Consider the following 20,487-nt stretch of genomic DNA (forward strand, 5'->3'; position numbering starts at 1 on the left):
GAATGAAAGCTGTTTTCATGACAGATAGAGGCAAAGTCAGGCAGCATAATGAAGATAATGGCGGCATCTATGTGAACAGCAGCGGTCAGCGCCTTGCCATCGTAGCAGATGGCATGGGCGGCCACCGTGCTGGCGATGTGGCAAGCGAAATGACTTTAACAAGTTTAAAAGGATTCTGGGATCAGACAGATGACTTTCAGACTGCCGATGAGGCTGAAGGATGGCTGCAGAAGCATATTGCAGAGGTCAATACCATCCTTTATGAACATTCAAAAGTGAATGAACAATGCGAAGGTATGGGCACTACTGTTGTTGCTGCCATATGTACCGACCGATTTGCGACGATTGCGAATATCGGCGACAGCAGATGTTATATTTTAAATGAGTCAGGTTTTCAGCAGCTGACGGAAGACCATTCCCTGGTGAATGAACTTGTAAGGTCAGGGCAGATTACAAAGGAAGATGCCGAGCATCATCCAAGAAAAAATGTGCTGCTGAGAGCATTGGGAACGGAAGCAGCTGTTGAGATGGATATTAAAACTATTACATTCGAAGAAGGCGACCTATTATTATTATGCTCTGACGGATTGTCCAACAAGGTATCTGTGGCAGAAATGAGCGAAATCCTCAAAAGTGAAGGTGCACTGGAAGAAAAAGCTTCAGTGCTGATTGATAAGGCCAATGATAATGGCGGCGAAGATAATATTACGCTCGTGATTGCTGAGTATTATGAAAGCAATGAGAGCGGGATGATAAATGATGATTAAGGGAAGAAGATTAAGCGGCCGCTATAGAATTATTGATATGATTGGCGGAGGAGGCATGGCGAATGTCTACCTGGCCCATGATATGATTCTTGATCGTGATGTAGCCGTGAAAGTGCTTCGGATGGACTTTGCCGAAGATGAAGAATTTATCCGCCGTTTTCATCGTGAAGCCCAGTCTGCTACCAGCTTAGCCCACCCGAATATCGTCAATATCTATGATGTTGGCGAGGAGGACTCAATCTATTATATTGTGATGGAATATGTAGATGGACAAACGTTAAAACAATACATACAGCAAAACAGCCCTATTCGGATAGATGATGCCCTGGAAATTTTGAAACAGCTGACCTCAGCCATATCTCATGCACATCAAAACCATATCATACACCGGGATATTAAACCGCATAATATTTTGATAGACAGGCATGGTAATGTTAAGATTACTGATTTTGGAATTGCCATGGCACTAAGCGCTACGAGCATAACCCAGACAAATTCAGTGCTGGGCTCTGTTCATTATCTTTCTCCTGAACAGGCCAGAGGGGGAATGGCCAACAGAAAGTCTGATATCTATTCCCTTGGCATTGTTATGTTTGAGCTTTTGACAGGCAGGCTTCCTTTCTCGGGTGAATCTGCGGTATCAATAGCACTCAAACACCTGCAATCGGAGACACCTTCCCTGAAGAGATGGAATCCATCCATACCGCAAAGTGTTGAAAATATCGTTTTAAAAGCGACCGCTAAAGATCCCTTTCACAGGTATGATACCGTTGAAGAAATGGAAGAAGATATCAGAACAGCTCTTGAGCCCGAAAGACTGCATGAAAAAAAGTTCATAGTGCCAATTGACGATGATGCTACAAAAGCTATACCTGTTATTACAGATGACCGCCCATATCAAAGTATGGACGAAACCCTTGTGCATGCAAAGGATACCAAGGGAGATACTCAGCCTGTGGCGAATCCTCTCCCTGAAAAGAAGAAGAAAGAAAAAAAGAAGAAAAAGAAATGGCCGATAATCCTGGTATCAGTCTTTTTATTTCTGATTGTGACAGGGATCCTGGCCATAACCGTTTTTCCTGATCTGATGGAGCCAAAGGATGTTCAGGTTCCGGATGTATCCGGCAAAGAGGTGGAAGATGCAGTAGCAGAGCTGATTGCCGCAGGGTTTACGGTTAGGGATACAAAGCCGATCAGTGATCCGGATGTTGAAGAAGGCCTGGTAGTTAAAACAGATCCGAAAGCAGGCAGAACTGTCAAAGAGGGAACCTCCATTGATATCTATGAAAGCTCCGGCAAAGAAAAATTTGAATTGGCAGATTACCAGGGCAGGCAATATGATGATGTTGTCCGCCTGCTTGAAAACAAAAATTTTAAAAGCATTGAAAAAAACGAAGAAACAGATGATAGTGAGCCGGCTGGGACCATCCTGGATCAAAACTTATCAGAAGGCGACCTTGTCGTTCCAGAGGATACGGAATTGATTTTCACTGTGAGCAAAGGACCGGCGCCAATAGCATTAAAAGATTTACGCGGCTATAACGAAAAGGGTCTGCAGGAGTACGAAGAATCTTCCGGATTGAAGGTAGAATATGGGGAAGAAGAGTACCATGAGGAAGTTCCTGAAGGGCTGGTTATCAAACAGGACCCGGCACCAGGCGCAAATCTGACAAGGGGACAGAAGGTGACGGTGGTTCTTTCAAAAGGAAAAAAAGAACTCCTTCCTAAGACTGAAAATATTGAGATCAGCATTCCATATGAGCCTGCCGCCGAAGGTGAGCCCAATGAAGTTCAGATTATCATTAAGGATTTGAATAATACAGGTTCTGAACCAATGCATACAGAGCTGATATATGAAGATGTGGTAATACCAATTGATCTGACAATCGCTCCTGGACAGAATGCCTCTTATAAGGTTCTGCGCGATGGCCAGGTTTTTGAGGAAAAGGAAATACCTTATCCGGATGAAGAATCATAAGCAAGGAGTGTTGCTATGCCTGAGGGCAAAATTATTAAAGCCATAGCAGGGTTTTATTATGTATTAAGCGGAAATGAAACCATTCAGTGCCGCGGACGTGGAGTTTTCAGGAAAAATAAAGTTACACCGCTTGTCGGTGATGAAGTAGTGTTTCAGGCAGAAAGTAATACAGAAGGATACATCTTAGAAGTAAAGGAACGGAAAAATGAGCTGATTCGTCCGCCGATTGCCAATGTTGATCAGGCCATTCTTGTATTTTCAGCTGTTGAACCGGGCTTTAGCACCTCTCTTTTAGATCGTTTCCTGGTGCTGGTTGAATTCAATCATATAAAGCCGCTCATCTGCATTACTAAAATTGACCTGGCAGATGAAAATGAGTATAGGGAAATTCAGCAATATGCATCTGATTACCGCAAAGCCGGCTATGATGTTTTGCTGACATCCTCTGAAACAGAAGAAGGCGTTAAAGATCTGATGCCCTATCTGGAAGGTGAGATATCTGTTTTTGCCGGACAGTCAGGTGTAGGGAAATCTTCTTTGTTGAACGTTCTAAGACCGGACCTGGAGCTGAAAACAAATGATATTTCTTCGCATTTGGGCAGGGGAAAGCATACGACCAGGCATGTAGAGCTGATCGAGGTTGGAAAAGGGCTTGTTGCTGATACCCCGGGATTCAGCTCCCTCGAATTCACTGATATCGAATTGGAGGATCTCAATTATTGCTTCCCTGAAATTCAGGAGAAAAGTGAACTTTGCAAATTTAGAGGATGCCTGCACATGGCTGAGCCTAAATGCGCTGTAAAAGCCGCCTGTGAAAACGGTGAAATTCCATCCTACAGGTATGAACACTACAAAACCTTTCTGCAGGAAATCAAAGATAGAAAGCCGAGGTATTAATTCATGGTAAAAATCGCACCTTCTATTTTATCGGCAGACTTTTCTAAATTGGGAGAAGAGATTAAAGATGTTGAACGCGGCGGCGCTGATTATATCCACGTTGATGTAATGGACGGCCATTTTGTGCCGAATATTACAATTGGTCCATTAATTGTGGATGCCATCCGTCCTGTAACAAAGCTGCCCCTTGACGTTCATTTGATGATAGAAGATCCGGATAGTTACATTGAGGCATTTGCTAATGCGGGGGCCGATTACATCACTGTTCATGCAGAAGCATGCAGGCATCTCCACAGAACGGTTCATTTTATTAAATCCTTTGGTGTTAAGGCAGGAGTGGTTCTTAATCCAGCTACACCAGTTAATATGATAGAGCATGTTATTGAAGATATTGATATGGTATTGCTTATGTCTGTTAATCCTGGATTTGGAGGGCAGAAATTCATCCCATCCGTTCTTCCGAAGATTGCAGCCGTAAAAAAATTGGCTGACGCAAAAGGCCTGAAAATTGAAATTGAAGTGGACGGCGGAGTAAATGAAGAAACAGCGCAATTGTGCATTGAAGCTGGAGCCAATGTGCTGGTTGCCGGGTCGGCGATTTATAATCAGAAAGACAGAGCAGCGGCGATTGCTGCTTTAAAGGGTTCGCAATAAAGTGAAACTTCAATCAGTGGGGATTTTCCTTATCCCCCACTGATTGTTAGTTGAACCAATCGGGCCTTTACGGGCAGTTTGATCCCCACTTATCCTCATTTGATTCCTCTGAGTCTTGAATGGGGGTCTTACTGCCCGTTAGACTGCGATAAAAAGAAGCCAGCTGGAATACAGCTGGCTTTTTGTCATATTAGATACATAAATGAATGGAGCAATGTATAATGATTATCAATATTTTAGCTGGAGGCCCGGATGACTTGCTGCCTGATCTGCATTCGTTCAGTAATACAGATGATATTTGGGTCGGAGTAGACAGAGGGGTGCTTACTCTAATTCAAAGCGGCATTCAGCCGGAAATGGCATTTGGTGATTTTGATTCGGTGTCGGATGAAGAGCTTTTGCTCATTGAAGAAAATGTAAAAGAGCTGAACAGGTTCATGCCGGAGAAGGATGAAACGGACATGGAGCTTGCCCTGAATTGGGCACTCGGCCAAAAACCTGAAAAAGTCCATTTGTATGGTGCCACAGGCGGCAGGCTTGACCACTTATTCGCAAATATTCAGCTGTTAATAAAGCCTGCACTGGCGGAAGACTTTGTTCCTGTCGAAATTATTGACAAGTCTAATAAGATTTATATTAAGACTCCAGGTAAATACAGCATAAAGCAGAATTCAAATTTCAAATACATTTCGTTTGTTCCGGTCACTATGGAAATTAAAGGCCTCACCCTGAGAAATTTCAAGTATCCGCTGACAGATCGGACCGTTCCTGCCGGTTCTACTCTCTGTATCAGTAATGAACTTATTGATGATTGTGGTACTTTTTCTTTTACTGAAGGCATATTAATGGTTGTAAGAAGCAAGGATTAAGTGCCGGGCCGCTTCCCTGCAAGATGCGGGAAAGCTGGATAAGAGTCTTAGCATGAATTGCTTTCTGATCATTTTTTGTAATCATGAGTACTCATCTTTCATTATTTGAATAAGATGGTAAAGACGATTTAAGGACAGAATGGATGCGTAAGATCGTGAGGAGGGACACGAGTAATGAGATTTTATACAATCAAACTTCCTAAATTTTTAGGGGGCATTGTGCGTGCCATGTTAGGGACCTTCAAAAAGGGGTAGACACCCATAAATTAAAAAGAAAATAGCATCAAAACTTGGCACCTCACCTGGGGTGCTTTTATTTTTTGCTTAAATGGGGGAGAATGATAGTGGGTCAAAAAAGGAAAATAAAAAGGACATCCAAAAGGGATGTCCCTGAGCATGTTAAACGCGCTCAACTTTACCTGATTTAAGTGCTCTTGCAGAAACCCAAACACGTTTAGGTTTACCGTCTACAAGAATACGTACCTTCTGAAGGTTAGCACCCCAAGTGCGCTTGTTAGCGTTCATTGCGTGAGAACGTGCGTTACCTGAAGTTGTTTTTTTACCAGTTACTACACATTTGCGTGGCATGTATGTTTCCCTCCTTACTAAAAGCATAAGCTGAAACTATTTTTCAATGCTTTCATCTGCAATAGTCAGATTCATCCATCTGAATTAATGCGGAATCCCTGTGCGGATTTCGACATTAAAAGATACTTTAATAATTTATCATACAACCCTTCTGATTGCAATAGTTTGCTTTCAAGAAAATTTCCTTGACATAGGGGGATGGAACATGAGCTATAATAGAGATGGAGAAGTATGACTTTCAATATCACAGCCCATATAGTAAAATATTATAAGGTATGCTTTAAGCTTTGAAGTTAAAAAGACCGCTGCCCAGCTTAAAAAGGTGAATTGTCTCTTGCCGGAAGGCTTAGCCTCCAGGGTGCAATTCAGGGGAAAGCCAGCACTATCGTTAAGCGGAAGTGCCTGAAGAAGCTTTTATGAAAAGCAATTTCCAAAGGGGGAACGAACCATGTCCATCGAATTAAAAACAAATTTCGGGCAAATTGATATCTCTAATGATGTAATTGCAACAATCGCAGGCGGAGCAGCAGTTGACTGCTACGGCATTGTAGGAATGGCCTCTAAAAATCAAATTAAGGATGGCCTTACAGATATACTGCGTAAAGAGAATTTTACCCGTGGTGTAATTGTTCGCCAGGAAGAAGATGAAGTACATATCGATATGTATATTATTGTAAGTTACGGAACGAAAATTTCCGAGGTTGCCCACAATGTGCAATCTAAAGTGAAATACACCCTTGATAAAACAGTTGGGCTTAGCACTGACTCGGTTAATATTTACGTTCAGGGAGTTCGAGTAACGAACCCGTAGTGAGGAGGAAAGACTTGTGTCAAAAAGAGATTTAGATGGGAAGCTTTTTGCCGAAATGGTCATACAAGGAGCGAACCATTTATCTGCTAATGCAAAATTAGTGGATGCGTTAAATGTTTTCCCTGTTCCTGATGGAGACACAGGAACCAACATGAATTTGTCAATGACTTCCGGAGCAAAGGAAGTTAAAGCTAATATCCAGGAGCATATTGGAAAGGTAGGCTCTGCTCTTTCTAAAGGTTTGCTTATGGGAGCACGAGGGAACTCGGGAGTAATTCTCTCCCAGCTGTTCCGAGGCTTCTCAAAAGCGATTGAACATAAAGCTTCTATCAATGGAAAAGAGTTTGCTGATGCTCTGAATTCTGGTGTGGAGACGGCATATAAAGCTGTGATGAAGCCGGTTGAAGGAACGATCCTTACTGTTGCAAAAGATTCCGCTAAGAAAGCGGTTCAGGCTGCTAATCATGAAGATGATATCATCGTGATTATGGAGGAAGTTTTGAAAGAAGCAAGGGCTTCCCTAAACCGCACTCCAGATCTTCTTCCAGTCTTAAAAGAAGTTGGAGTTGTAGACAGCGGCGGACAGGGCCTTGTGTTTGTATATGAAGGATTCCTTGCCGAGCTAAAGGGCGAAAAACTTCCTGATACACCGGCAGCCCTTCCTAAGATGGATGACCTGGTTAGCGCAGAACACCATAAAAATGTTCACAGTTTTATGAACACTGAGGATATTGAGTTCGGTTATTGCACTGAATTTATGGTCAAATTCGAAGATGAAAAAATTTCTGCTAATCCTTTTTCAGAAGACAGATTCCGCCAGGACTTAAGCCAATATGGCGACTCACTTCTTGTGATTGCGGATGAGCAGCTTGTAAAAGTACATATCCACTCTGAACAGCCGGGAGATTGCCTGACATACGGACAGCGCTATGGCAGTTTAATCAATATGAAGATTGAAAACATGCGCCAGCAGCACACCAACTTAGTCGAAGACGTTCCTACACCTTTGGCGGCCCAGGCTAAGCCAAAAGAAAAGCAGGAGTACGGGATTGTGACAGTATCAATGGGCAGCGGCATCGCGGATCTTTTCCGAAGCATCGGTGCACATGCTGTCATTGAAGGCGGACAGACAATGAATCCCAGCACGGAAGATATTGTAAAAGCCATCAAAGAAGTAAATGCAAAAAAAGTAATCATTTTGCCAAACAATAAAAATATCATTATGGCTGCACAGCAGGCTGCAGAAGTGACTGAAGAAGAAGCAGTGGTTGTTCCTTCAAAAACTGTTCCTCAGGGAATGGCGGCACTTCTTGCCTTTAATCCAAGTGCTGAGCTTACAGAAAACGAAGAAGGCATGACAGATGCTCTTCAGCATGTGAAAACAGGCCAAATCACGTTTGCTGTCCGTGATACAAGCATCGATGGCCTTGAGATAGAAAAAGATGATTTCATGGGCATTGCTGACGGCAAAATTGTTGTGAAAAACAAGGATAGAGTTCAGGCTGCCAAAGATCTTCTGGAAGGAATGATCGATGAAGACTCTGAGATCCTTACCGTCTTAAAAGGTGAAGATGCAGCAGATGAGGAAGTAGACTCACTTATCAGCTATATTGAAGATAAATATGAAGATATTGAGGTTGAGCTTCATGATGGAAAACAGCCTCTATACTCTTTCATTTTCGCAATTGAATAACAAGTAAACAATAAACAAAGCGAGGGCCCAGCCTTCGCTTTTGTCCATTTTAGACCTTTATAAATGCTTTTAAGCATGAGTTTTTTTGTTTTAAGGTTACTTTCTTGCATTTTTAAATTACAATGTGCTAGTTATAAAGCAGGCGTTTCATAAGCCTGTATATAAAAGTAACGGAGCAGGGAGGGATGGCGGACTGCCTGAAAGAAAATATAATTGGCAGCCGTTCAATAAATGTGAATCCAAATTTAATCCAGTCTGTTACAGCTGTTAAAGGCATCGGAGAGGAATCAGCTGAATTACTGGCTGAAATGAATATTTACACTGTAAAAGACTTGCTTGAATATTTTCCATATAGATATGAAGATTACAGGCTCAAGGACCTGGCAGAAATGAAGCATGATGAAAGAGTGACGGTTGAAGGAAAGGTTCACAGTGAACCTTCACTTGCTTATTACGGCAGGAAACGCTCCAGGCTCACTGTTCGGGTGCTTGTAGGACGGTATCTCATCCAAGTGATTCTGTTCAATCAGCCTTATTTGAAGAACAAAATTGTTTTAAACGAAACGGTTACGGTGACTGGAAAATGGGACCAGCATCGGCAGGTGATTACAGCCAGTGAACTTAAAATAGGAAATGCCTCTGGCAATAAGGATTTTGAGCCGGTTTATGCTGTAAAAGGAAATGTCACGGTCAAAGGCATCAGGCGATTTATTAAACTGGCTTTCACACAGTATCGGAATGACATATCAGAAGATTTACCTGAAAAATATTTATTGCAATATAGACTATTAAATAGGCGAGATGCTGTGAGATCGCTTCATTTTCCCGCCAATGAACAGGAACTCAAGCAGGGAAGGCGGCGTTTTGTTTACGAGGAGTTTTTCTATTTTCAATTAAAAATGCAGGCACTAAGAAAGATTGAAAGAGAGCAGTCAAAAGGGGTTGCACAGGCTTATGATCTTTCAAGACTAGTGGAGTTCATTGACTCACTGCCATTTGATTTAACCGGAGCACAAAAAAGAGTAGTTAATGAGATCATGTCTGATTTGAAATCTCCATACAGGATGAACAGGCTATTACAGGGGGATGTTGGTTCCGGCAAAACGGCAGTGGCGTCGATTGCTCTATTCGCCAGCAGGACAGCAGGCTTTCAGGGAGCATTAATGGTCCCGACCGAAATCCTGGCAGAGCAGCATGCGGAATCTTTAAAGTCGATGCTCGAGCCGTTTGGGCTGCGATGTGAACTTCTGACAAGCTCTGTTAAAGGAAAGCGAAGAAGAGAGATTCTCCAGCTTTTAAAGGATGGAGTGATTGATGTTCTCATTGGCACACATGCACTTATCCAGGATGAAGTGGAATTTAATAAACTGGGACTTGTCATTACTGATGAGCAGCATAGATTCGGGGTAGGGCAGCGGCGGATACTCAGGGAAAAAGGTGAAAATCCTGATGTTCTGTTCATGACTGCAACGCCAATCCCAAGAACATTGGCCATTACCGTTTTTGGTGAAATGGATGTATCCATCATAGATGAAATGCCGGCAGGACGAAAAGCAATTGAAACCTATTGGGCAAAACCTGAAATGCTGGACAGGGTCCTAGGTTTTATGGAAAAGGAGCTTTCAGCAGGTCAGCAGGTTTATGTGATCTGCCCGCTTATTGAGGAATCAGACAAATTGGATGTTCAAAACGCTATAGATGTCCATGCGACACTGATGCATCATTTTCATGGCCGTTATGATGTCGGACTCATGCATGGCAGGCTTCATCCGGATGAAAAGGAAAGTGTTATGAAAGCTTTCAGCCGTAATGAAACTCAGGTTCTTGTTTCGACGACGGTAGTTGAGGTGGGTGTGAATGTTCCAAATGCAACGATGATGGTGATCTATGATGCGGAGCGGTTTGGACTTGCACAGCTGCATCAGCTGAGGGGCAGGGTAGGAAGAGGAGATAAACAATCTTATTGTGTGCTTCTGGCTGATCCGAAATCGGAAGTTGGAAAAGAACGCATGAAAATCATGACAGAAACCAATGATGGTTTTGCTCTAAGTGAAAAGGACCTTGAGCTGAGAGGTCCTGGAGACTTTTTCGGAAGAAAACAAAGCGGGCTTCCGGAATTTAAAGTCGCTGATATGGTCCATGATTACCGTGCGCTCGAAACCGCCAGGAACGATGCATCAACTCTAGTGGAATCCGATGAATTCTGGCACTCGGATGAGTACCTGCCTTTGCGGCATTATTTAAAGGAAGCAGGAGTGCTGGAAGGGGAAAAGCTGGACTAGAAATAAGGTAATCAGAGCGGATTGCGGAAAAGTTCTTTCTTGCAATCTGCTTTTTTTGATTATATACTACTATTAGTACCTAGTCTTAATATCTCGGACGGTGGGATTTTAATGAAAAGAAACAAAAAAGAACGTCAAACATTATTAACGGACACCATAAAAGAAAATCCTTTTGTCACGGACGAGGAACTTGCGGACAAGTTCTCTGTCAGCGTCCAGACAATCAGGCTCGATCGGCTGGAATTATCAATTCCGGAATTGCGTGAGCGAATCAAGCATGTTGCCGAGAAAAGTTTTGAGGATGAAGTGCGATCTTTACCAATAGAAGAAATAATCGGTGAAATAATAGATATAGAATTGGATAAAACGGCGATATCCATTTTCGATGTAAAAAGTGAACATGTTTTCAAGCGTAATGGAATTGCCCGGGGCCACCACCTGTTTGCACAGGCCAACTCACTGGCGGTCGCCGTCATAAATGATGAGCTGGCATTAACGGCAAAAGCCAATATTCAATTTACAAGGCCTGTAAGATTAAATGAACGTATCATTGCAAAAGCAAAGGTCCTTACAATTGACATTGACAGCGGAAGGACGTTGGTTGAAGTCAATAGCTTTGTGAATAACGAACAGGTATTCAAGGGAGAATTTGACATGTTCAGAAAAAAATAATCACTAAAAGGATGAAGCACCATGAAAATTGCCATAGACGCAATGGGAGGCGACAATGCTCCGAAGGAAATTGTCCTTGGGGCAATGAAAGCTGCCGCAGAATATAAGGATGTACATATTACCCTTGTAGGCGATGAGTCAAAAATAAACCAATACCTTACTTCAAATGAGCGAATTGACATATTACATACAGATGAAGTCATCTTGCCGGATGATGAGCCGGTGAGAGCTGTACGCAGAAAGAAAAATGCATCCATGGTGCTTGCAGCGCAGCTTGTCACAGATGGTAAGGCGGATGCATGCATTTCCGCAGGAAACACGGGTGCTCTTATGGCAGCAGGCCTTTTTGTGGTAGGAAGGATTGAGGGCATTGAACGTCCGGCATTATCACCTACGCTTCCAACAATAGGGGGAGAAGGGTTCCTTTTGCTTGATGTAGGGGCGAATGTGGACGCGAAGCCTGAGCATCTTCTTCAATATGCGATTATGGGATCTATATATACCGAAAAGGTCCGGGGTGTTGCCAATCCCAGAGTAGGCCTTCTAAATATCGGAACGGAAGAGAAAAAAGGCAATGAGCTTGCAAAAAATACATTTGATCTGCTGAAGAATGCGGATATCAATTTTATCGGCAATGTGGAAGCGCGCGATTTGCTTGAGGGAGCTGCGGATGTTGTTGTGACAGATGGCTTTACCGGCAATATGGTGCTTAAGACAATTGAAGGTACTGCTCTATCTGTATTTAAAATGCTAAAAGCAGCTCTGACCAGCAGCTTTAAAACAAAATTGGCAGCAGCAGCCTTAAAGCCTGATCTATACCAGCTGAAATCTAAAATGGATTATTCGGAATACGGCGGTGCCGGATTATTTGGATTAAAGGCGCCGGTTATCAAGGCGCATGGCTCTTCAGATGCAACAGCTTTATTCAGTGCAGTGAGGCAGGCCAGGAACATGGTCGAAAACAATGTTGCTGATACGATAAAGGAAGCGGTTGAAAAAGAAGCCGGAAAGACAGCTCTTAAATAAACATTTTTAACTTGGGGGGAAAGCATGATGGGTAAAATCGCTTTTTTATTCCCTGGGCAGGGGTCCCAGGCTGCAGGTATGGGAAAAGTTTTAGCTGAACAGGATGAAAACGTAAAAGGATTTTTTGAAAGAGCCGATCAAAAACTTGGGTTTTTATTATCGGAACTTATTTTTGAAGGGCCTCAGGACAAATTGACGTTAACAACAAACGCACAGCCTGCACTATTGACCACTGGCATTGCCATTCTCGATTATTTTAAAAGATCTGGTATAACACCTGATTTTGTTGCGGGACATAGCCTTGGTGAGTATACTGCACTGGTCGCTGCGGAAGCTATATCCTTTGAGGATGGGGTATATGCTGTCCGTAAGCGGGGCGAATTCATGGAAGAAGCCGTTCCTAATGGCGAAGGAACAATGGCTGCAGTATTGGGCCTTGACAGGGACAAGCTCACTGCAGTTACAGAAGAGGTTACTGCAGGAGGAAATCCGGTGCAGCTTGCAAACCTGAATTGTCCTGGACAAATTGTCATTTCAGGTTCAAAAGCAGGCGTGGAACTGGCTTCTCTAAAGGCTAAAGAAGAAGGTGCCAAGCGTGTGCTTCCGCTGGAGGTAAGCGGCCCTTTCCATTCCCAATTAATGAAGCCTGCTGCTGAGAAGTTCAGGGGAATCCTTGATGAAATTGAGATTAAAGATGCAAAGGTTCCTGTCATTGCCAATGTAACAGCTTCTGAAATGACATCTGCTTCAGAAATAAATGGCAGATTGATTGAACAGCTGTATTCTCCTGTGCTATGGGAGGATTCAATCCGCAGGATGATAGAGCTTGGAGTGGATACATTTATAGAAATAGGTCCAGGAAAAGTACTGTCAGGCTTAGTGAAAAAGGTAGATCGTTCCCTTAAGACGTATGCCGTTTCAGATGCAGAATCATGCCAGGCAGTTACAGAATCCTTGAAGGAGGAATTGAGATGAAGCTAGAGGGAAAAGCCGCTTTAGTAACAGGAGCTTCCCGCGGAATCGGAAGAGAAATCGCTTTGGGTCTTGCCAGGCAAGGTGCAGATATTGTGGTTAACTACTCCGGAAGTGAGGCAAGGGCGAACGAAGTCGTTGATGAAATAAAGGCTTTAGGCAGAAATGCTTTTGCTATCCAATGCGATGTGTCAAATAGTGATTCCGTGACAAGCATGGTAAAAGAAACAGTAGAAAAGTTTGGCAAGCTTGATATTCTGGTTAATAATGCGGGTATTACGAAGGACAACCTGCTTATGAGAATGAAGGAAGACGAATGGGATGATGTTATTAACATTAACCTGAAAGGTGTTTTCCTTTGTACAAAAGCTGTTACAAGGCAAATGATGAAACAGCGCAACGGCCGCATTATCAATATTTCATCCATTGTGGGTGTGAGCGGAAATCCTGGACAGGCTAACTATGTCGCTGCCAAATCAGGGGTTATCGGCCTGACAAAAACCTCAGCAAAGGAACTTGCATCAAGAGGGATAACAGTCAATGCCATTGCACCAGGCTTCATCACAACTGATATGACGGATAAGCTGAACGAGGATGTAAGGGATCAGATGCTAAAACAAATCCCATTGGCGCGCTTCGGCGATCCTGCAGATATTGCAAATGTGGCAGTGTTTCTAGCTTCAGAGGACAGCCGTTATATGACAGGGCAAACCCTGCATGTTGATGGCGGAATGGTCATGTAATTTGTAACAGGCTTGTAATGCAAAATTTTTTATAAAAGCTTTCAATAAAGGCTAAAAATAATCTATAATACTTGAGGGGAGGTGAACAAGCATGGCAGAAGTATTAGAACGTGTAACAAAGATCATCGTGGACCGTCTTGGCGTTGAAGAGTCTGAAGTGAAATTGGAGGCTTCTTTCAAAGATGATCTAGGTGCTGATTCCCTTGATGTAGTAGAATTAGTAATGGAATTAGAAGATGAGTTCGACATGGAAATTTCTGACGATGACGCTGAGAAAATCGCAACAGTCGGTGACGCTGTAAATTACATAAAAGCTAGCCAATAATCGTTAGTAGAACCGCTCTGCAGTGAGGGAATCCCCCTCACTGCAGCAATTTTTTCTGATGTTTACTGTCCGGTGTTACCTGCAGCATCGAAAGGGCAGCTTGGAATTAAGCTTTCAGCCTTCAGCAGGTGACTGTGGACAGTAAATACGATTCTCAAAAGCTCCGTTTGATAACGGGGCTTTCTTCTGTGAAAATGGCCGTAACCATATGAAACATAAAATTGCTTTATATCGAAGTTTTTTGCGTTTTTCCTCTTTATTACGTAAACTTAGGGAAGACCAATTAAGTGTGTTTAACTCAAGAAGAATATTAATTTTTAGCAAGGTGGATGCAATATGCGCAGCAATAAAGATAAAGAAAGAAAATCATTTCGCGCAATCGAAAAACAATTTAAAGAATTCCAGACGGAAATCGGAATTCACTTTGAAAATGAAAAATTACTAAAACAAGCTTTTACCCATTCATCCTATGTGAATGAGCACCGGAGAAAGCCTTATGAAGACAATGAAAGACTGGAATTCCTGGGGGATGCCGTCCTTGAACTGACTGTTTCAAAATTCCTTTACCTTAAATATCCGATGATGAGCGAGGGTGAATTAACAAAGCTGAGGGCTGCGGTTGTCTGCGAACCATCCCTGGTCTCATTTGCCCACGAATTGTCATTTGGCAGCCTGGTGCTCCTTGGTAAAGGGGAGGAAATGACAGGTGGAAGAACCCGTCCGGCCCTGCTTGCAGATGTTTTTGAAGCCTTTATAGGTGCATTGTACCTGGATAAAGGATTAGATACAGTTGTCGGTTTTTTGGAAAAAGTTGTTTTTCCAAAGATTGATTCAGGTGCTTTTTCGCATGTGATGGATTTTAAAAGCCAGCTGCAGGAGCTTGTGCAGCGGGATGGAGCAGGTGCAATTGAATATAAAATCCTTCAGGAAAAGGGGCCTGCCCACAATCGTGAATTTGTTTCCACTGTTTCTCTAAATGGCAGGGAACTTGGGACAGGCACTGGCCGGTCAAAGAAAGAAGCCGAACAACATGCGGCCCAAATGGCTCTTGAAGTATTAAAAAATCATATAAAGTGAAACATTTTCTAACTCTGACATCAAAGAGCAGAAACATGAGGAGACAGAGGGGGACCAAGGTTGTTTTTAAAAAGGCTTGATGTTATTGGATTTAAGTCGTTTGCTGAGCGGATAACGGTTGATTTTGTTCCAGGCGTCACAGCAGTTGTCGGTCCGAATGGAAGCGGGAAAAGCAATATTACTGATGCCATCCGCTGGGTATTGGGTGAACAATCAGCTAAGTCCCTTCGCGGTGCGAAAATGGAGGATGTCATTTTTGCGGGCAGTGATTCCCGGAGAGCACAGAATTTTGCAGAGGTGACACTGACCCTTGATAACGCCGATCAGGGTCTGCCGATCGAGTATAGCGAAGTCAGTGTTACAAGAAGGGTCTACCGGTCCGGAGACAGTGAATACCTGATCAATAAGCAAACATGCAGACTTAAAGATATTGTAGATTTATTTATGGATTCAGGCCTTGGCAGGGAAGCTTTTTCAATCATAAGCCAGGGCAGAGTTGAAGAAATTTTAAACAGCAAAGCTGAAGAACGCCGGACTATATTTGAAGAAGCGGCTGGCGTACTTAAATACAAGATAAGAAAGAAAAAGGCGGAAGGCAAGCTTTCAGAAACCCAGGATAACTTAAACAGGGTGAATGATATTCTTCATGAACTGGAAACCCAGGTAGAGCCTTTGAAAATACAGGCTTCAATCGCAAAAGATTATTTGCAGCAGAAAGAAGAGCTGGAGAAAATAGAGGTAGCCCTTACCGTTTATGAGATCGAGGATCTGCATTCAAAATGGGAGCAGCTTTCACGTCAGCTCGAGCTGCATACGGAAGATGAGATGAAGCTCTCGGCAGTTATCCAAAGCAAAGAAGCGAAAGTGGAAGAGTTAAAGGATCATATAGCTGCAATTGATGAATCAGTCAATGATCTGCAGGATGTGCTCCTTCATGCCAGTGAAGAGCTGGAAAAACTGGAAGGCAGAAAAGAAGTGCTCAAAGAGCGAAAGAAAAATGCCAGCCAGAATAAAGACCAGCTCCATGGAAATATGAAAGAACTTACGATGAAGATTGCTGAGTTAAAAGAGCAGAAAGAAAAGCACTCGGCTCTCAGGGGAAAAGTGAAGGCAGAAGCTGGTAAGCTTCAAATAGCATTAAAGGAAAAGCAGGAGCAGCTAAAACTATTCAGTGAAAATACAGAAGAAAAAATAGAATCTCTGAAAAGTGATTATATTGAAGTGCTGAACCGCCAGGCAGCTTCACGGAATGAATTGCTGAATATTGATCAGCAGCTGAGTCAGCAGGGACAGCGCAGTTCAAGGCTTGAAATGGATAATGAAAAATTTATTGCTGACCGCAAGAAAAATGAAGAGAAAAAACAAAAGATACAATCAAATCTTGAAAACCTGCAAAAGGAATTAGAAAATCAAGTTCATCTATTCCGAAATGAAGACCGCAAGCTTGAATCATTAAAGAATAATTATCAAAAGCAGGAAAAAACCTTGTATCAGGCTTATCAATATTTGCAGCAGGCGAAATCCCGTCAGGAAATGCTTGAAGAAATGCAAGAGGATTTTTCGGGTTTTTTCCAAGGAGTAAAAGAAGTATTGAAAGCAAGAGGCAGCAAGCTGCAGGGAATTGAAGGAGCCATAGCTGAGTTAATTCAGGTGCCAAAAGAGTACGAAACTGCGATTGAAACAGCTCTCGGCGGTGCCATGCAGCATATCATTGTACAAGATGAACAGGACGGAAGAAGTGCCATTCAATTCCTGAAAAAGAATTCATACGGCAGAGCCACATTCCTGCCTTTAAGTGTAATTAAGGGGAAGAAGCTGAATACCACGCAAATGCAGTCGGTTCAAGGCCACCCTGCCTTTATTGGTGAAGCTGCTTCACTGATACAATTTGAAGAAAGACACCAGCCTGCTATCGAGAACTTGCTTGGCAATGTGGTCATTGCCCGGGATCTTAAAGGTGCCAATGAACTTGCGAAGCTGCTTCAATACCGTGTGAGGCTCGTAACAATTGAAGGAGATGTGGTTAATCCCGGCGGCTCCATGACCGGTGGAGCTGTGAAACAGAAAAGTACTTCAATTCTTTCACGTAAAGGTGAACTTGAAGAGCTGAAGTCCAGAATTACGGATATGGAATCCAAAACAGCAAATCTCGAAAAGCAAGTAAAACTGCAAAAAAGTGAAATTCAAAAACAGGATTTACACATTGAGCAGCTTAGAAAAACAGGCGAAGAGCTTCGTTTGATGGAACAGAAGGTAAAAGGAGAACTTTTAGAAGCAGAGTTTGAAGAGAAAAGCATTAATGAGCGCCTATCCCTTTATGATATGGACAAAGCACAGTTTTCGCAAGATATAGAGATACTGCTGGCAAGAAAGAGCGAGCTTTCAGTCGTATTGGATCAGCAGCAAAAGCAAATCGCTAATCTTGATCAGGAGATAAAAGCATTAACAGAAAGAAAAAACACCCAGCAGACTTCAAAGGAAACTGTAGTATCTGAAATTAATGAGCTGAAAATTAGCTTCGCTTCCAAAAGTGAGCAGCTGAACCATGCTGAGGACAAGCTGGCCGCCATAAATTCTGAGCTTGCTGTTACACAGGAGAAACTTAAAACCGTAAAAGAAGATTTAGAATTGCTTTCATCCGAAATGACAAATAGCTCTTCAGGTGAACAGCATCTGGAAGAAGCAGCACAGCAAAAACTGAAGGAAAAGAATGAAACACTTGAACTGATTGCTTCAAGAAGGAATGAGCGATTAAAGCTCCAAGCATCTTTAGAGGACCTTGAGCTTGAGGTAAAAGAATTAAAACGCCAGCATAAAGGCCTCATAGGAGTTCTGAAAGATGAGGAAGTTAAACAGAACCGGCTGGATGTTGAGCTTGAGAATAGGCTGAATCATTTAAGGGAAGAATACCTGCTGTCTTTTGAAGCGGCTAAAGAAGAATATCCGCTGCAAATTGAAATTGAGGAAGCGCGAAAAAGAGTAAAACTCATAAAGCTGGCTATCGAGGAACTTGGCGCAGTTAATCTCGGAGCAATCGAGGAGTATGAAAGAGTATCGGAACGCTATGAATTCCTGCTTGAGCAAAAAACAGACCTTCAGGAAGCAAAGGATACATTATTCCAGGTTATTGATGAAATGGATGTTGAAATGAAAAGGAGATTTGAAGAAACCTTTGAAGGGATCCGCCTTCATTTTGAGTCGGTTTTCCAATCTTTATTCGGCGGCGGCAGAGCGGATTTACGATTGACCCAACCTGAAGATTTATTGAATACAGGTGTGGAAATTGTTGCACAGCCGCCAGGCAAGAAATTGCAGAACCTTGGATTATTATCTGGGGGTGAACGTGCACTCACAGCCATTGCATTGCTGTTTTCTATTTTAAAAGTCCGGCCTGTTCCATTCTGTATTCTTGATGAAGTGGAAGCTGCTTTGGATGAAGCAAACGTCCAAAGGTTCAGCCAATACTTAAAAAGATACAGCGCAGAAACCCAGTTCATCGTTATCACCCACAGAAAAGGAACAATGGAAGAAGCGGATGTTCTTTACGGTGTAACCATGCAGGAATCCGGTGTCTCCAAACTAGTATCTGTTCGTCTCGAAGAAACCAGGGAATTAATTACTCAATAAAGTTTCCAATGCGGAACAGTCTGTAACACTGTTCCGCTATATACATAAAGAATGTTTGGTAATTTTGTTATCCGAATTAAGTTATTCCACTGAGTTGATTGAAGCGGAAGGTGCGAGACTCCTGCGGGAGTAGCGTACCAGGGAGACCCCACAGACGCAGAGCGTCGAGGAGGCTCCCGGCAGCCCCCGCGGGTTTGCTGAGTACCTGCAGCGGAAATCAGCGGACAATGTTTTCAAACAAGTATAACAAACAAAGAACATACAATAAAAAGCTTTAAAAGGAAGTGAAAACATGAGTTTCTTTAAAAAACTTAAAGAAAAAATCACAAAGCAGACAGATAGTGTTACTGAAAAGTTTAAAGACGGATTAACCAAAACGCGCGATAATTTTTCAAATAAGGTTAACGACCTTGTTTCAAGATACCGGAAAGTGGATGAGGAATTTTTCGAGGAACTGGAAGAAATCTTAATTGGGGCGGATGTCGGTTTTGACACTGTCATGGAACTGGTGGATGAGCTGAGAAGAGAAGTAAAGCGCAAGAATATTCAGGATCCGCGCGAGGTTCAGGCAGTAATATCTGAGAAGCTTGTAGACATTTATGACAGCGCAGGCGAAATCTCCACAGAACTAAATATACAAACCGATGGACTTACGGTAATCCTGTTTGTTGGTGTTAACGGTGTTGGAAAAACAACGACAATCGGAAAACTTGCTCATAAGTTCAAAAGTGAAGGGAAAAATGTCCTTCTTGCAGCGGGTGATACTTTCCGTGCAGGAGCGATTGAACAGCTTGAGGTGTGGGGCGAACGTGTCGGAGTTGATGTCATTAAGCAGGGAGCCGGTTCTGACCCTGCAGCTGTCATGTATGATGCTGTTCAGTCTGCAAAGTCGCGCAAGGCCGATATTTTAATCTGTGATACAGCTGGACGTCTCCAAAATAAAGTCAATTTGATGAAAGAATTGGAAAAGGTAAAGCGCGTAATTGAAAGAGAAGTACCTGGTGCCCCGCACGAAGTATTGCTTGTTCTTGACGCTACTACCGGACAAAATGCCATGATTCAGGCTAAGACCTTCAAGGAAGCAACAGATGTTTCCGGTATCGTTCTTACAAAGCTGGATGGTACTGCAAAAGGCGGCATCGTTCTGGCAATCAGAAATGAGCTGGAAATACCTGTGAAATTCGTAGGTTTAGGTGAAAAAATGGATGACCTGCAGGAATTTAATGCAGAACAATATGTCTATGGACTATTTGCAGACATTGTTGAAAAAGAAGCAGAAGAAGAGGAAGAATAAAAATATTACTGATTAAACAGCCTGAGAATCCGTTCTCAGGCTGTTTTTTATATTATAGATAATAGAATGAGAATAAAAAATAGTTTGAAAAATGCAATTTATAGTGTAAAATTACACTATAATGATGGTATTCTTCATTAAGATTAACCTGTAAAACAAATTATTTTAATATCCTCAGGAACTTTTTGTCATTAAGCTGCGTCTATACAATC

General features: G+C 42.6%; 18 protein-coding genes. 17 read left to right on the forward strand and 1 reads right to left on the reverse strand.

Translation table 11 applies throughout. The features are described 5' to 3' along the window. The first annotated feature begins 2 nt into the window (after positions 1-2). The 6 genes from NAF01_RS08940 (at position 3) to spoVM (ending at position 5,420) form a co-directional block, all read left to right on the forward strand. A complete protein-coding gene (locus tag NAF01_RS08940) occupies positions 3-767 on the forward strand; it encodes a Stp1/IreP family PP2C-type Ser/Thr phosphatase (RefSeq protein ID WP_197214831.1) in 765 nt (254 codons plus the stop codon). Continuing rightward, positions 760-2,745 (forward strand): Stk1 family PASTA domain-containing Ser/Thr kinase, encoded by a 1,986-nt coding sequence (gene pknB, locus NAF01_RS08945; RefSeq protein ID WP_250802439.1) that lies wholly within the window; start codon positions 760-762, stop codon positions 2,743-2,745. The genes NAF01_RS08940 and pknB overlap by 8 nt, the downstream gene beginning before the upstream one ends. Positions 2,746-2,760: 15 nt before the next feature. Next, on the forward strand, positions 2,761-3,642 hold the full coding sequence (gene rsgA, locus NAF01_RS08950; protein ID WP_048007932.1) for a ribosome small subunit-dependent GTPase A: 882 nt from the start codon (positions 2,761-2,763) through the stop codon (positions 3,640-3,642). 3 nt (positions 3,643-3,645) lie between these two features. Next, complete coding sequence (gene rpe, locus NAF01_RS08955) at positions 3,646-4,296, forward strand: ribulose-phosphate 3-epimerase (protein ID WP_197214832.1); 651 nt, start codon at positions 3,646-3,648, stop codon at positions 4,294-4,296. A gap of 221 nt (positions 4,297-4,517) precedes the next feature. Beyond that, positions 4,518-5,165 (forward strand): thiamine diphosphokinase, encoded by a 648-nt coding sequence (locus tag NAF01_RS08960; protein ID WP_226618949.1) that lies wholly within the window; start codon positions 4,518-4,520, stop codon positions 5,163-5,165. A 174-nt stretch (positions 5,166-5,339) separates the two neighbouring features. Then, positions 5,340-5,420 (forward strand): stage V sporulation protein SpoVM, encoded by an 81-nt coding sequence (gene spoVM, locus NAF01_RS08965; protein ID WP_019381739.1) that lies wholly within the window; start codon positions 5,340-5,342, stop codon positions 5,418-5,420. Positions 5,421-5,564: 144 nt separating this feature from the next. Here spoVM and rpmB read toward each other — a convergent pair whose 3' ends face one another. After that, positions 5,565-5,753 carry a 50S ribosomal protein L28 gene (gene rpmB / locus NAF01_RS08970; RefSeq protein ID WP_019381740.1) on the reverse strand — a complete coding sequence of 63 codons (189 nt, stop codon included), beginning with the start codon at positions 5,751-5,753 and terminating at the stop codon, positions 5,565-5,567. A 448-nt stretch (positions 5,754-6,201) separates the two neighbouring features. On the opposite strand from rpmB, the gene NAF01_RS08975 reads away from it, so the two are divergent. The 11 genes from NAF01_RS08975 (at position 6,202) to ftsY (ending at position 20,275) form a co-directional block, all read left to right on the forward strand. After that, entirely contained in the window at positions 6,202-6,564 is a 363-nt protein-coding gene (locus NAF01_RS08975; protein ID WP_009330806.1) for an Asp23/Gls24 family envelope stress response protein, read from the forward strand. Positions 6,565-6,580: 16 nt separating this feature from the next. Next, on the forward strand, positions 6,581-8,257 hold the full coding sequence (locus NAF01_RS08980) for a DAK2 domain-containing protein (RefSeq protein WP_048009061.1): 1,677 nt from the start codon (positions 6,581-6,583) through the stop codon (positions 8,255-8,257). A gap of 233 nt (positions 8,258-8,490) precedes the next feature. Then, positions 8,491-10,539, forward strand: coding sequence for an ATP-dependent DNA helicase RecG (gene recG / locus NAF01_RS08985; RefSeq protein ID WP_250802440.1), 2,049 nt, complete (start codon positions 8,491-8,493; stop codon positions 10,537-10,539). A gap of 111 nt (positions 10,540-10,650) precedes the next feature. Then, complete coding sequence (gene fapR, locus NAF01_RS08990) at positions 10,651-11,211, forward strand: transcription factor FapR (RefSeq protein WP_250802141.1); 561 nt, start codon at positions 10,651-10,653, stop codon at positions 11,209-11,211. A 21-nt stretch (positions 11,212-11,232) separates the two neighbouring features. Beyond that, positions 11,233-12,237: a phosphate acyltransferase PlsX gene (gene plsX / locus NAF01_RS08995; RefSeq protein WP_048009059.1), complete on the forward strand. Its 1,005-nt coding sequence runs from the start codon at positions 11,233-11,235 to the stop codon at positions 12,235-12,237. Between the two features lie 27 nt (positions 12,238-12,264). Next, on the forward strand, positions 12,265-13,212 hold the full coding sequence (fabD, locus tag NAF01_RS09000) for an ACP S-malonyltransferase (protein ID WP_250802441.1): 948 nt from the start codon (positions 12,265-12,267) through the stop codon (positions 13,210-13,212). Beyond that, positions 13,209-13,952 carry a 3-oxoacyl-[acyl-carrier-protein] reductase gene (fabG, locus tag NAF01_RS09005; protein ID WP_250802142.1) on the forward strand — a complete coding sequence of 248 codons (744 nt, stop codon included), beginning with the start codon at positions 13,209-13,211 and terminating at the stop codon, positions 13,950-13,952. Before fabD ends, fabG begins: the two co-directional genes overlap by 4 nt. Before the next feature lie 91 nt (positions 13,953-14,043). Then, positions 14,044-14,277 carry an acyl carrier protein gene (locus NAF01_RS09010; RefSeq protein ID WP_009330799.1) on the forward strand — a complete coding sequence of 78 codons (234 nt, stop codon included), beginning with the start codon at positions 14,044-14,046 and terminating at the stop codon, positions 14,275-14,277. 336 nt (positions 14,278-14,613) lie between these two features. Continuing rightward, the gene (gene rnc, locus NAF01_RS09015; RefSeq protein WP_048009056.1) at positions 14,614-15,354 is read left to right on the forward strand and encodes a ribonuclease III; all 741 of its coding nucleotides are present in this window, start codon (positions 14,614-14,616) and stop codon (positions 15,352-15,354) included. 60 nt (positions 15,355-15,414) lie between these two features. Then, positions 15,415-18,981 (forward strand): chromosome segregation protein SMC, encoded by a 3,567-nt coding sequence (gene smc / locus NAF01_RS09020; RefSeq protein ID WP_250802143.1) that lies wholly within the window; start codon positions 15,415-15,417, stop codon positions 18,979-18,981. A 292-nt stretch (positions 18,982-19,273) separates the two neighbouring features. Further along, positions 19,274-20,275 carry a signal recognition particle-docking protein FtsY gene (gene ftsY, locus NAF01_RS09025; protein ID WP_048009054.1) on the forward strand — a complete coding sequence of 334 codons (1,002 nt, stop codon included), beginning with the start codon at positions 19,274-19,276 and terminating at the stop codon, positions 20,273-20,275. Positions 20,276-20,487 lie beyond the last annotated feature (212 nt).

Origin of the sequence: Cytobacillus firmus (assembly GCF_023657595.1) — a bacterium.
Taxonomy (GTDB): Bacteria; Bacillota; Bacilli; order Bacillales; family Cytobacillaceae; genus Cytobacillus; species Cytobacillus firmus_B.